Origin of the sequence: Streptomyces sp. NBC_01198, from assembly GCF_036010485.1 — a bacterium.
Classification (GTDB): domain Bacteria; phylum Actinomycetota; class Actinomycetes; order Streptomycetales; family Streptomycetaceae; genus Actinacidiphila.
Window position 1 is genome coordinate 336,083 of sequence record NZ_CP108568.1, and the last position, 12,436, is coordinate 348,518.

General features: G+C 72.1%; 15 protein-coding genes and 2 pseudogenes. 3 read left to right on the forward strand and 14 right to left on the reverse strand.

Features of this window, described 5'->3' with window-relative positions:
• Window positions 1-151: 151 nt before the first annotated feature.
• The 5 genes from OG702_RS01620 to OG702_RS01640 form a co-directional block, all read right to left on the reverse strand.
• Window positions 152-826, reverse strand: a complete 675-nt coding sequence (locus OG702_RS01620) for a hypothetical protein (RefSeq protein ID WP_327287028.1) — start codon at window positions 824-826, stop codon at window positions 152-154.
• A complete protein-coding gene (locus OG702_RS01625; RefSeq protein WP_327287029.1) occupies window positions 823-1,146 on the reverse strand; it encodes a PadR family transcriptional regulator in 324 nt (107 codons plus the stop codon). The genes OG702_RS01620 and OG702_RS01625 overlap by 4 nt, the downstream gene beginning before the upstream one ends.
• A gap of 43 nt (window positions 1,147-1,189) precedes the next feature.
• Window positions 1,190-1,426, reverse strand: coding sequence for a DUF6059 family protein (locus tag OG702_RS01630; RefSeq protein WP_327287030.1), 237 nt, complete (start codon window positions 1,424-1,426; stop codon window positions 1,190-1,192).
• 62 nt (window positions 1,427-1,488) lie between these two features.
• Window positions 1,489-1,947, reverse strand: coding sequence for a nitroreductase family deazaflavin-dependent oxidoreductase (locus tag OG702_RS01635; RefSeq protein ID WP_327287031.1), 459 nt, complete (start codon window positions 1,945-1,947; stop codon window positions 1,489-1,491).
• 36 nt (window positions 1,948-1,983) lie between these two features.
• Entirely contained in the window at window positions 1,984-2,742 is a 759-nt protein-coding gene (locus OG702_RS01640) for an SDR family NAD(P)-dependent oxidoreductase (RefSeq protein WP_327287032.1), read from the reverse strand.
• 226 nt (window positions 2,743-2,968) lie between these two features.
• Between OG702_RS01640 and OG702_RS01645 the strand changes: the two genes are divergently transcribed.
• The 3 genes and pseudogenes from OG702_RS01645 to OG702_RS35350 form a co-directional block, all read left to right on the forward strand.
• Window positions 2,969-4,237, forward strand: coding sequence for an acyltransferase family protein (locus tag OG702_RS01645; protein ID WP_327287033.1), 1,269 nt, complete (start codon window positions 2,969-2,971; stop codon window positions 4,235-4,237).
• Window positions 4,234-4,515, forward strand: a pseudogene (locus OG702_RS35345) (methyltransferase family protein); the annotation flags it as partial. The gene OG702_RS01645 and the pseudogene OG702_RS35345, both read left to right, overlap by 4 nt.
• A 153-nt stretch (window positions 4,516-4,668) precedes the next feature.
• Window positions 4,669-5,280: pseudogene (locus OG702_RS35350) on the forward strand (methyltransferase); the annotation flags it as partial.
• A gap of 79 nt (window positions 5,281-5,359) precedes the next feature.
• Here OG702_RS35350 and OG702_RS01655 read toward each other — a convergent pair.
• The 9 genes from OG702_RS01655 to OG702_RS01695 form a co-directional block, all read right to left on the reverse strand.
• Window positions 5,360-7,075, reverse strand: coding sequence for an NAD(P)/FAD-dependent oxidoreductase (locus OG702_RS01655; RefSeq protein ID WP_327287036.1), 1,716 nt, complete (start codon window positions 7,073-7,075; stop codon window positions 5,360-5,362).
• A 164-nt stretch (window positions 7,076-7,239) separates the two neighbouring features.
• The gene (locus OG702_RS01660) at window positions 7,240-7,752 is read right to left on the reverse strand and encodes a cupin domain-containing protein (RefSeq protein WP_327287037.1); all 513 of its coding nucleotides are present in this window, start codon (window positions 7,750-7,752) and stop codon (window positions 7,240-7,242) included.
• A 131-nt stretch (window positions 7,753-7,883) separates the two neighbouring features.
• Window positions 7,884-8,648, reverse strand: coding sequence for an SDR family NAD(P)-dependent oxidoreductase (locus OG702_RS01665; protein ID WP_327287038.1), 765 nt, complete (start codon window positions 8,646-8,648; stop codon window positions 7,884-7,886).
• Window positions 8,649-8,754: 106 nt separating this feature from the next.
• Window positions 8,755-9,231: an anthrone oxygenase family protein gene (locus OG702_RS01670; protein WP_327287039.1), complete on the reverse strand. Its 477-nt coding sequence runs from the start codon at window positions 9,229-9,231 to the stop codon at window positions 8,755-8,757.
• Entirely contained in the window at window positions 9,224-10,453 is a 1,230-nt protein-coding gene (locus tag OG702_RS01675; protein WP_327287040.1) for an FAD-dependent monooxygenase, read from the reverse strand. The genes OG702_RS01670 and OG702_RS01675 overlap by 8 nt, the downstream gene beginning before the upstream one ends.
• 10 nt (window positions 10,454-10,463) lie before the next feature.
• Window positions 10,464-10,784: an antibiotic biosynthesis monooxygenase family protein gene (locus OG702_RS01680; RefSeq protein WP_327287041.1), complete on the reverse strand. Its 321-nt coding sequence runs from the start codon at window positions 10,782-10,784 to the stop codon at window positions 10,464-10,466.
• Window positions 10,785-10,797: 13 nt separating this feature from the next.
• Entirely contained in the window at window positions 10,798-11,142 is a 345-nt protein-coding gene (locus tag OG702_RS01685; RefSeq protein ID WP_327287042.1) for an antibiotic biosynthesis monooxygenase family protein, read from the reverse strand.
• Window positions 11,143-11,173: 31 nt separating this feature from the next.
• Window positions 11,174-11,911 carry an SDR family oxidoreductase gene (locus OG702_RS01690; RefSeq protein WP_327287043.1) on the reverse strand — a complete coding sequence of 246 codons (738 nt, stop codon included), beginning with the start codon at window positions 11,909-11,911 and terminating at the stop codon, window positions 11,174-11,176.
• On the reverse strand, window positions 11,911-12,399 hold the full coding sequence (locus tag OG702_RS01695; RefSeq protein WP_327293055.1) for an SRPBCC family protein: 489 nt from the start codon (window positions 12,397-12,399) through the stop codon (window positions 11,911-11,913). Before OG702_RS01695 ends, OG702_RS01690 begins: the two co-directional genes overlap by 1 nt.
• Between the last annotated feature and the right edge of the window lie 37 nt (window positions 12,400-12,436).

Here is a 12,436-nt window from a genome sequence, read left to right on the forward strand (position 1 = left end):
TCCACGACAGACCTCCTGCAGCATATGTAGGCACGCTACCTATGGAGGGCACGCTAGCGCTCCGCCGGGCGCGATGGCAACACAGCGTCAACTGCGTTTCACGCGCTGCACGGTGGACGGGGAGGTGGGCGTCGGGGCCGAGCAGCCGGTCTCAGGGCCGGCAGAGCCGGGCGACCAGCAGGAAACGCCGCAGGGCCACCGAGAAGTACGCCACCGCCAGCACGGTGAGCGCCGCGGGCGCGGCGATCGCGCCCCAGTCGAGTGACGCCGGATGGGTCACTCCGCGGTTGACCAGCAGCACGATCAGCGCCACCAGCACGCACAGCACGCCGGCCAGCGCCGCGTACGTCCCCGAGGTCACCGCGGACACCGGCCTGCGGCCGGCGGCCGGCAGGCCCCCGCCGCCGCGCAGCGCCGCCAGACCGCCGGTCAGGCACAGCGCGCAGCCGAAGCCGATCACCGCGATGCCGGCCAGCAGGATCGGCGGGTGCCGCGGCCAGGGACCCGCCGGGCCGCCCAGCAGGGCGACGGCGTAGGAGAGCCCGAGCAGCGGCAGAATGCCGAGCGCGAGCAGCGAGAAGCGTCCGGCGCTGAGCCGCATCGTCGCGTCGTTGTACGCGGCGGCGATCTCCTCCGGCGGCCCCCACTCCTCGACCGCGAGGTGCGCGGCACGCTCCGGGTCGGGGCAGGAGCGGGCGTGCTCCTCGGCGGCGCACAGCAGACCGTCGAGCACCTCGTCGAGGATGGCGGTACGTCGGGCGGGCGGGCCGACCAGCCGGCTGGCCAGGTGGTCGGTGTAGTCGGCGAGTGCGGCCGGTGTGCTCACGAAGCGCCTCCCAGGACCACCGAGATGAGCGAGGAGACCTCCCGCCAGGCGGTGCGCTTGTCGCTCAGCGTGCGCTGCCCAGCGGTGGTCAGATGGTACGTACGCCGGCGCCGGCCGCCCACCACGTCCCACTCGCTGCGGACCAGGCGGGCCGCTTCGAGCCGGTGCAGGGCCGGGTAGACGGTGCCGCTCGGCAGGTCGATCGCCGATCCGCTGCGCCGCCTCAACTCCTCGATGACCGCGTAGCCGTGCAGTCCGCCGGGTTCGAGCACGGACAGCAACATCCCTTCCAGATTGCCCCTGAGGATGTCCGCTTCCATGGCTGCCAGACTAGCCGCAGAACGCCGGTCCGCCGAGGGCACGTCACATCCCGCCGTCGCCGATACCGTCGATCTCGGCCATCAGCATGAGTTCCGCCCTGGTCAACGGAATTCCGCGGCACATACGTTCAGGATGTCCGGCAGGCGGCCCGCCGGAATCCGACAGTGCCGTCAATTCGGGATACGCCCCGGCCGGGTCGGGCAAATGGAACCAGAAGCTGCCGAGGCAGCCGAGCCCCGTTATCAACTGATTGAGCAGCCACCGGGAGATGCGTCTCATCCGGCGAAGATAGACCGCGGCGGCAAAGCCCGCATAAAGCGGGCCCGGCCGCCGCGGTGCGGTCAGTCCCGGTCGGGTCCGTGTTCGGCGGCGCGGAACATCGGGATGGCGGGGCCGGCGGCGGCGAAGGCCTCCGGGGTGGGCGCCTCCACCAGGCCGTTCCTGACGAAGGCGTCGACCCCGCGAGGGTTCTGGCCGGGGAATTCGCGCAGGATCGCGCCGCGCTCCTGTTCGGGCACCTCGACCAGGTCCACCGCGCGGGTGTGCCGGCCGCGGGTGAGGGTGCCGCGCCCGGCCGCCCGGGCGTTCTTGACCCAGTCGGCGTGCGGATAGGCCTGGCAGATGTACGTGGCGCCGTCGATGACCACCGGCGCCACCGGGGTGGTGCGCGGGACTCCCGAGGTACGGCCAGGGACGGTCAGCAACTGCATCGGCCCGAAGGGCAGTCCGATGCGGTGGAAGAAGACGACCACCCGGTTGCGTACCTTCTGTTTCGAGCTGATCGCGCTCTGCGTCGTCATGGGGAGCTTCCTATCACGCGGTGCGTGTCCGCGGCATCACGCCTGGTGTTCGCGCCTGACGATCCGTCGCAGCAGCCATCGCGGCAGCACCCGCAGCACCGGATAGCGCAACCGGTAGGCCCGGCCAGGCACCACGGCGGGCCGGCCGGCCACCAGCGCCCCGAGCGACTCCTGCGCCACCTGCTCCGGCGCGAGCCACTTCATGTCCGGCAGCCGGTCGGCCGGCACCCCGGCCGCCTGGTGGAACCCGGACCTGGTCAGGCCGGTGTGGACGGTGGTGACCCGCACCCCGTGGCCGGCGGTCTCCATCGCCAGGGTCTCGCCTAGCGAGGACAGGAAGGCCTTGGAGGCGCCGTAGGTCGCCGAGCGCGGCCGGGGCAGCAGCGCGGACATCGAGGAGATGTTGAGCACCCCGCCGGAGCCGCGGGCGATCATGGCGGGCAGCACCGCGTGGGTGAGCCGCAGCGGGACGATCGCGCTGAGCAGCGCCGTCTGCAACTCGCGCTTGAGCGGCAGGTCGGCGAACAGCCCGGAACCGCTTGACCCGGCATTGTTCACCAGCAGTTCGACCGGCCGGTGCGGGTCGGCGAGCCGCCGTTCGGCCTCGGCGCACTGCTCGTCGTCGGTCAGGTCGAGCGGCAGCACGTCGACGTGCACCCCGTGCCGCTCGCGCAGTTCGTCGGCGAGCTGCTTGAGCACGTCGCCGCGGCGGGCGACCAGCACCAGGCCCACACCCCGGGCCGCCAGCTGCCGGGCCAGCGCCTCCCCGATCCCGCTCGACGCACCGGTCACCATGGCCGTTCGGTACGGAAATTCACGCATCGGATTCCCCGAATCTGTCCGGTAATTGGGTACGCACAAGTCGAGGTTAGCTGGCACCCCGAAAAGGAGCCAGGGACCCGAAGTAGCCGTTTTAGCGGTTTTTTACGGGGCGTTCACGGCTCACTGCTGGAATTTACCGGCACACGCGCGGCCGAAATACCCACCGACTCCGTCGTCCCTGAAATGGCTGGTGACTGTCGTGATCTCCCCAGACGAAAGACGAGCCGCTCCACCGCCTGCCGGCGCCACCACCGCGACCGCTCCCGCCGCCGGCGGCGCTCCCGCCGCCGACCGGCTGGTCCGGCTCGACTCGCTGACCGGGCTGCGCTGGCTCGCGGCCTTCGCGGTGTTCCTGAACCACACCGCCACGCTGCTGCCGATCCCGCACACGCGTGACGTGTTCGTGCTCGGCTCCTCGGGCGTGACGTTCTTCTTCGTGCTCTCCGGCTTCGTGCTGACCTGGACCCGCACCTCGGACGACCGGGCACCGGCCTTCTACGCCCGGCGGCTGGCGCGCATCTGGCCGCTGCTGATCGTCGGCGCGCTGGTGCCGCTGTTCCTGATGAAGCCGGACGCGATGCCCGGCCAGGACACCACCATGGTGGCGGCGGCGATCGCCGCGATCTTCTTCTACCAGGCGTGGGTGCCCAAGGACATCCTGGGCGGCGCGAGCCCGGTGACCTGGTCGCTGTCCTGCGAGGCGTTCTTCTACGCGCTCTTCCCGTTCCTGGCCGGCTTCACGCTGCGCCGCAGCCTGCGCTGGCTGGCCGTGGCCGCGGTGGTCCTGGTGGCGGTCGGCTGGGGTATCAGGATCTGGATGTGGCAGGAGTACCCGCCGCCCACCCGCCCGCAGTTCGGCGGCAACATGAACACCCTCACGTTCTGGGTGTACTCGCCGATCGCCCGGGTCTGGGAGTTCCTGCTCGGCGTGGTCGCGGCCGCCGCGATCCGGGCCGGCTGGCGGCCGCGGATCTCGCCGCTGGTGGCCACCGGGCTGCTCGCGGTCGGCCTGTTCGTGCTCTGGACGCTGCGTGACGAGGCGTTCAGGTCCGCGGTGCCCTACGACGCGCTGAGCCAGGTCACCGCCCCGCTCTTCGCCCTGCTCGTGGTCTCCCTCGCGGTCCGCGAACTGCGCGGCGGCCGCAGGTCCTGGCTGCGGACCCGGCCGATGGTGATGCTGGGCGAATACTCCTACGCCTTCTACCTGATCCACTTCACCGTGCTGTTCGAGATCGCCAAGCACGTCCAGCACCGCGACAACATCCTGATGTTCTACATGCGGCCGGTCACCGCGACCGGCTCCGACGCCGGCTGGGCGCTGCTGGCGCTGGCCATCGCGCTCACCGCCTCCGCGCTGCTGTTCATCGTCGTGGAGCGCCCGATCGAGCGCTGGGTGCGCCACCGGGTCAGCCCGCGCCGCGCCCGGCACGCCACCGACGTCCCGGCCAAGGCGGGTGTGGCGCAATGACCGCGGGCACCGGCGCGGGCACGCTGCCCGGCGGCGGTCTGGACGACCCCTTCGACGTGATGATGCTGGGGTGGTCCTTCATGCGCAGCCGGGTGGTCTCGGCCGCGCTGGAACTCGGGTTGTTCACCCGCCTCGGCGACCAGGCCATGAGCGCCGAGGAGTTGCGCACCCGCCTGGAGCTGCACCCGCGTGCAGCCCGGGAGTTCCTCGACGCGCTCGCCGCCTTCGGCCTGCTGGACCGGGACGGCGACCGCTACCGCAACAGCCCGGCGGCGGCCCGCTACCTCGTACCGGACGTCCCCGGCTACGTCGGCGGCTTCCTCGGCACCACCACCGAACTCCTCGGCCAGGACCAGGCGCCGCTGACCGGGCTGCTGCGCACCGGCAACGCCCGCGGCCAGGGTGGCGGCGGCGAGGTGCCGTTCACCCGGATCTTCCAGGACCCGGTGCGTCTTGAGTACTTCCTCGGTGCCATGGACAGCTTCAGCACCGCGGTGGGCTCGGAACTGCTCAAGGCGCTGGACTGGGGGCAGTTCGCGACCTTCGCCGACATCGGCGGCGGTCGCGGCAACCTGGCCGCGCTGCTGGCCAGTGCCTACCCGCAACTGACCGGCACGGTCTTCGACCGGCCCGGCTTCGACCCGCTGTTCGACCGGCTCACCGAGGACCGCGCGGTGGCGGACCGGCTGACTTACGTCGGCGGTGACTTCTTCACCGACGAACTGCCGCGTGCCGATGTGCTGATCATGGGCGGCGTGCTGCACGACTGGCCGCAGGAGCGGCGCCGGCTGCTGCTGGGGAAGGTGGCCGCGGCCATCAACCCCGGCGGCGCGCTGGTGGTCTACGACACGATGCTGGACGACGCGCGCGGCAGGGCCGACAGCCTCGTGCTGAGCCTCATCATGATGATGCAGTCGGCGCAGGCCACCGGCTTCACGCCCGGGCAGTGCGCGGACTGGCTGGCCGAGGCGGGGCTCGACGTGACCGCGACGCTGGCGATGCCGGCTCACAACACCGCGCTGATCGCGCTCAAGCCCGGCTGACCCGAGCCGCCGCAGGCCGTGCAAGGGGCCGCCCCCGGAAGTGACTTCCGGGGGCGGCCCCTTGCACGGCCTGCGGCGCTCAGTGCGGTACCGCCATCGCCTCGCGGGCCGGGGTGGACGCCGGGGCCGGCAGCGGGTCGCCGTGCACGTCGACGCCGGTGGTCAGGTAGCGCAGTTCGTCGGGGCCCTCGTGGGCCAGCCACTGCGACATCTTCCGCAGGTCGCCGCCCTGCGGGTAGATGAAGCGGCAGCCGGGGTCGCGTACTCCGATGTGCTCGAGCACGACGGGCGAGTTCTGCACCACGGCGATCAGCTCGCGCCCGGCGTCCGCCGCGGTGCGCTCCCCGCGGTCCACGGCCTCGCAGACCCGGACCATCTCGTCGAAGAGCGCCTTGTAGCCCGGTGATCCCGGCACCAGCAGGCCCGGGTAGTCGGCGCGCTCCATCGCACGCAGCACGCCGTCGTCGCCGGACTCCATGTAGCGCTCGGTGAAGCGGTCGAAGCGCAGGTTGATCGGGACCTCGGCCGCGCACCACACCCGGTAGACCGCGTTCCACAGGCCGTGGTCGGCGAAGGAGACGAAGGAGCAGTTGACCAGCTCGTCGTTGTAGCGGATCAGTCCGCGCTGCAGCTCGTCGACGTACCCGAAGCGCTCCTCGGCGAAGTCGTCCTCGGCCAAGGCGTCGAGCAGCCGCCAGGCGAGGGAGTTGATGACCTCGCCGGTGTTGGTCAGGCCGCGCGAGTACAGCGGGTCGATGAAGCCGGCCGCGTGCGACAGCAGCGCCCAGCGGTGTCCGACCGTGCGCGTCGAGCCGTACTGGATACGCCCGGCAGACACCCACGGCCGCACCGTGCGCGCCGGGGCGAACAGCCGCTCGACGGCGGGGAAGCGGGCCGCGAAGGCGCGGAACTCCTCCTCGGCGGTCATCCCCTCCGGCTTGGGGTAGAGCCGTTCGTCCAGGGTCAGGCCCACGGAGACCAGCGGGTTCCTTGAGTCGGGGGTGTTGTTGAACGGGATGGACCAGAACCAGCCGCGCTCGAAGAGGTGGTGCATGGTGCCCTCGACCCACGGGATGGGCGGCCGGTCGGCGGCCTCCACCCGCAGGCACTCGTCGGTGGGACGCACGCCGATCATGTGCGTGAACAGCGACCGCGAGTGGTGCTTGAGGTTCTCCGGCGGCTCGCGCAGCGACAGCTTGGCCGCCAGCGGCGAGCGGAAGCCGCTGCCGTCCACCAGGTAGCGGCCCTCGTAGCGTTCACCGCCGCGTCCGGTCACCGCCACATGGTCCTCGGCGAGGTCGACGTCCTCGGCGAAGAACGCCTGCCGGACGGTGCATCCGTAGCGGATCGCGGTGTGGAAGAGATACGCGTCGGTGTCCTGCCGGAACAGATGGCTGGTCTGCAGCACCTTCGACGGCGGGCTGAACTGGTTGAACTCCGCCGGGTCCGGCTCCTTGCCCTCCTCGTGCCGGATGAAGCCGAAGTGCCGCTTGGTGCCGCTGGTCGGGCCGATCTCGTCGCGGCAGCCGTCGTAGGAGGTGAGCGGCTCCAGCTCGGGGACGTCGTAGCGGCGGGCCAGCAGCCGGAAGACCTTGAGGGTGTAGAGGGTGGTCGACTCGCCGACGGCGAACCTGGGGTGGGTGCCGGCGTCGAGCAGCAGCACCGAGGCGCCCTGCCGGGCGAGGATGGCGCCGAGGGTCGACCCGGCGATGCCCGAGCCCAGGATGATGACGTCGTAGCGGTGCGGGGCGGCGGGCCGGTGGATGGGGCGGTAGCCGGACTGCTGTCCGGGCATGGGAGCCTCCTGGAATCGGTCGGACGGAACGCCCACCGGGGCACCGCATCGTGGCGCGGTGCCCCGGTGGGCGGTGCTCGGACAGGCAGGTTCGTGGCGGTCAGCGCGGCTGCGCCGGCCGCGGCCCCGTGCCGGCCGCGGCAGCTGCCGTGCGGCGGGGTGCGTCAGGCGCGGGCGCCGCCGGCGGCGACGGGCGGGCCGCCGAGACCGCCGTGGGCACCGGGCGGCGGGCGGAAGCCCTGCATCTCGTTGGCCCGGGCGAGCTCGGCCATCTTGTCCCAGTCGGGCGGCCCCTGCGAGACCAGCTTGCTGAGCCCGATGAAGAAGTTCTCGACACCGCCGGGGGTGGCGATCACCAGCAGCTGTCCCGGCCCTTCTCCGATATTGCGGAAACGGTGCGGAACTCCGCGCGGGCCGAAGATCACCGTACCGGTCGGTATCACCTCGGTGACGCCGCCGACCTCGAATTCATAGGTCCCGGAGTTGACGAAGAAGGCCTCGTCCGCGGTCTCGTGAATGTGCAGCGGCGGACCGCTGCCGGGCTGGGTGGTGATCTGGTAGAAGCTGTAGAGGCCACCGGTGTCTTCCTTGCGGAGCAGGAAGCGGCCTTCCTCACCCAGCCAGCAGACGGCTTCGACACCGTCGCGGCTGACGACTTTCCGTTCGAGTTTCGTCACGATCGTCCTGGCCTTTCGTTGGTTTCGCCGGTCGTGTGCGGGGCGCTCAAGCGCCAGGAAATCAGCAGCGGGTAAAGGGGCCGGTAAAGCGGGCGAAAACCGCTGCGGTCCGCCCGCGGTCGTCACGGAGGTCAGATCATCGCGGTGCCGCCGTCGGCCATCAGGCCGGCGCCGGTGAGGTACCCGGCCCGGTCGCTGGCGGCGAAGGCGATCAGCTCGGCGACGTCCTCGGGGGTGCCGTTGCGGCGGACGGCGGCCCTGGCCGCCGCTGCCTTGCGCTGCTCCTCGGGGATCATGCCGGACAGCTCGGTGAGGATCAGCCCGGGATGGACCGCGTTGACCCGCACCCCGTACGGCCCGGCCTCCAGCGCCAGGGTGCGCACCGCGGCCTCCACGCCCGCCTTGGCGACCGCGAGCGCGAGGAAGCCGGGTGCGGCCCTGCGGGCCAGCGCGGCGCCGACGGCCACCACCGAGCCGCTGCCCCGGGCCTGCATGGCCGGCAGCACCTCGTGGGCGAGGTGGAAGACCGCCTTGAGCTGCTGGGTGACGATGCGTTCGACGTCGGCCCAGTCCAGCTGCCCCACCGGGGCGATCCTGGCCTCGTGGGCGCCCAGGCCCATCGCGTTGAGCACCAGCACGTCGATGACGCCCAGTTCCTCGGTCGTGCGCGCCACCAGCGCGCGTACCTCCGCCGGGCTGGTGACGTCGGCCTGCAGCGCGACCGCCTGCCCGCCGTCCTTGCGGATGGCGGCGGCGACGTCCTCGGCGCGGGCCGCGTCCGAGCGGTAGTTGACCGCCACCCGGGCGCCGCGGGCGCCCAGCAGGCGGGCGGTGGCCGCGCCGATGCCGCTGCCGGCGCCGGTCACCAGTGCCACCTTGCCGTCGAATTCCTTCATCGGGTCAGCTCCTTCGGTCGACGTCGTCCCGACCGCGGTTCCGCTCGCCGCGGCGGGCGTACGGCGTTCGGGCGGGTCGTACGGGGTCCGTGCGGGTCGGCGCGGGTCATCCCCAGCTCAGCCAGCCGGCGCCGAGGGCGGCGCAGAAGGCGAAGACGGCGGACGCGGTGCGCCAGGTGTTGGCCCGCGCCCAGCGGGCGCGCAGGCCCTGCCAGGCCTCGGGGATCTCGCCGGCGTCGGCCCACGCGTCGATCCGCCGGTTCATCCGGACGTTCCGCAGTTCGGAGACCAGGGCCACGCCGGCGACGCCGGCCAGAGCGGCGCCGAAGACCGCCCTGGCAGCCGCACCCGGCGCCAGCACCACAAGCGCGAGCCCGGTGCCGAGCGCGACCTTGTTGACCGTCGGCATCAGCGGGTCGAAGCCGGGGTCGAGCAGCCGGTGCACCTCCGACCAGGTCTGCCGGGGCAGTTTCAGCAGCATCGGCACCACGGCCATCTCCACCGCGACCAGGGCGCCGGCCAGCACCCCGGTGCACAGCACGAAGACCACGGCGAGCGCGGAGGTGAGCACGGCGTCACTCACCCCCGGCGCGGACCGGCAGCACCGGTCCGCGTTCGAGGCGGCCGTCGAGCATCAGCGAGTAGCTCTGGCCCCGCGCGATGCTGTCGAAGGTGGTGCGCATGAACAGGTCCCGCAGCCCGCACAGCAGCGGGTGGTGGATCAGGCCGAGGGTGCCGATCCGCCAGGAGGTGGTGACCATGTCGGCGGTGCGCTCCCTGCGGGTCTCCTCGAAGCGGCGCAGCACGTCGGGGACGGCTTCGGTGTCCGCCGGGCCGAGCAGCCCGGCGAGCACCACCCCGCTCTCGATGGACTGGCCGGCCCCCTGGCTGAGGTTGAGGGTCATCGGGTGGGCCGCGTCGCCGGTGAGCACCACCCGGCCCTGGCTCCAGCCGCCGGCCGGCGGCCGGTCGTGGATGGCCACCGGCAAGATGGCGTCCTCCTCGGTGGAGGCGATGATCGAGCGAATCGGCTCGGGCCACCGCCGGTAGGCGTCCATCAGGGCGGTGCGCCGGGTGCCGTTCATGGTGTCGATGCCCGCCGCGGCCCGGTCGCTGGTGACGGCGTCCCAGTAGACCTCGCTCTCGCTCAGCCGGCAGTAGAGGAAGCGCAGGCCGCCCCGCCCCCACAGGTTGAAGAAGGTGCCGGTGGGCACCACGTCCTCACCGGGCAGCTGGGTGATGGCCTGCCAGGCGGTGTAGCGGGCGTAGCGCGGCGGCGGTTCGAAGCCCTTGCGCATCACGGCGCGGACGGTGGAGCGCAGCCCGTCCGCACCGATCAGCACGTCGCCGCGGGCGCTTGACCCGTCCTCGAAGTGGGCGGTGACGCCGGTGGCGTCCTGGGTGTAGCCGGTGAAGCGGACGCCGAGCCTGATCCGGTGGTCTCCGACGGTCTCGGTGAGCACCTTGTGCAGGGAGGAGCGGCGCAGCACCGAGGCGGGGGCTCCGCAGTCCCTGGTCGGCCCGTCGAGGTCCCAGCGGGCCAGCCGGCGCCCCCGGTCGGAGCGGAATTCGTGGTGCCGGATGCGCACCGCGTTCGCCGCCACGGCCTCGTCGAGGCCGATCCGCCGCAGGGAGAGGAAGACGTTGTGCCAGAGCATGAACCCGCCGCCGGTCAGCAGCCGTCCGGGGGTGGGCCGGGCCTCGAACACCTCCGTCTCGACACCCTGCCTGAGCAGGCCTGCCGCGGTGGTCAGCCCGCCGAGTCCGGCCCCGATCACCAGGGCCTTGCCGATGCGCGCCATCATCGCCGTCCGATCAGGTGTGGGAGGGCACGCTGTCGAGCCGCGCGCGGACGTCGTAGATGTGCCGCTCGATGCCGCCGCCGCTCCAGTAGGGGAACATCGGCGCGGCCATCTCGCGGTGCGAGGGGGCGTCCTCCCAGCTGCGGAAGGCCTCCTCGCTCTCCCACTCGGCCAGCAGGATGTAGCGGCCGGGCTGTTCGGCGTCGCGCAGCATCTCGTCGCGCAGGTGGCCGGGGGTGCCGCGGACGACGGAGGTCACCTGGCGGTACGCCTCCTCGAACGCCTCCCTGTGCTGCTCCTCGATGGTGGCCGTGACCATGACGCGTACGGGCATGACGTCCTGCCTCTCACTCGGTGGTACGGGAAAAGGTGCCGAGGGCGCTGCCGGCCGGGGCCGCGGCGGGGACGTACGCGACGACGTCGAGCACGCTCTTCTCCGCGGACTCCCGGAACCGGTCGAGCTGGGCGCTCAGTTCGTGGCGGTGCGCGCTGTTCTGGAAGGCGTCGAGCGACGCCTTGTCGGCCCAGTCGGCCATGATCAGGTGGACGGCCGGGTCCGCCGGGTCGCTGAGCAGCGCCTGGGCGAGGCTGCCCGGCAGGGTCGCGGCCACCCGTGCGGTGCGCGACCAGGCCTCGCGGAACTCCTCGGTGCAGCCGGCGCGGACGGTCATCCGCAGGACGGTGCGCAGCATGGTGTGCGATCTCCTTCCGGCCACGGGGGCGCTAGATGCCGCCGTCGGCGTCGAGGGTGGCGCCGCTGATGTAGCGGGCGGCGCGCGAGAGCAGGAAGAGCACCGCGTCGGCGATCTCCTCGGGCCGGCCGAGCCGGCCGAGCGCGATCATCTGCCGGTAGCGGGCCTTGCCCTCCTCGCTGACCGCCTGCATCTGGTCGGTCTCGATCAGCCCGGAGGCGATGCAGTTGACCCGGATGCCGCGCGGGCCGAGTTCCTTGGCCAGCGCCCGGGTCAGGCCCATCACGCCGGCCTTGGAGGCCACGTAGTGGGCGGCCGCGGGCATGCCGTGGTGGGCGACGGCGGAGCTGATGTTGACGATGGCGGCGTCGTCGGCGAAGTGCGGCAGCGCTGCCCGCGACAGGTGGTAGACGCCGGTGAGGTTGGTGTCGACGATGCGGTGCCACTCCTCGGGGGTCAGCGCTTCGAGCGGCAGGTGGCTGATCACCCCGGCGTTGTTGACCAGGCCGGTGATCGGGCCGTGGGCCTCGCTCACCCGCGCCGCGAGCACCGTGGTCTGCGCCGCGTCGGTGACGTCGCAGCGCACCAGTTCGGCGCGGGCGCCGAGGTCGGCCAGCTCCTTGCGGAGCGCTTCGACGGCGTCGCTCTCGTGGACGTAGCAGGCGGTCACGGTGGCGCCCTGGGCGGCCAGGCCGAGCACGATGGCCCGGCCGATGCCGCGCGAGCCGCCGGTGACGACGACGTTGCCGCCGCGCAGTTCGAGGTCCATCACTGCCCCACCAGCTCACCGGTGGCCCGGGTCTTCGCGGCCTGCTCGATCCGGTCCTTGATCAGCGCGAGCTGGATCTTGGAGTTGCCGTTGATACGGTCGGCCATCGCCCGGTCGTCGACCGGCGCGTCGGGCCGCATGTGGAACTCCTGCACCCAGCGCATCTCCACCCCGCCGGGCACCTCGCGGTAGGTCCAGTGGATGTTCATGAACGCGAACGGGCCGGTCTCCACCCGGCGCGCGGTCACGCTGCGCCCGGCACGGTCCATGACCCGCTCGGAGACCCAGCTCCACACCTTGCCGTCCGGCTCGGCGTGCAGCGACAGCCGGAAGCGGACGGTGTCGCCCTCCCGGTGCAGCACCGTGGCCTCTGAGTACTCGCTGAACAGGCGCGGCCAGTTGGCCACGTCGTTGGTCATGTCCCAGACCAGCGGGAGGGGCGCACCGATGACGATGGCGTTCTCGGTACGCGCGGCGGCCGGTGCCAGCTGCTCGTTGATCAGCGAGTAGATCTCCGGGAAGCAC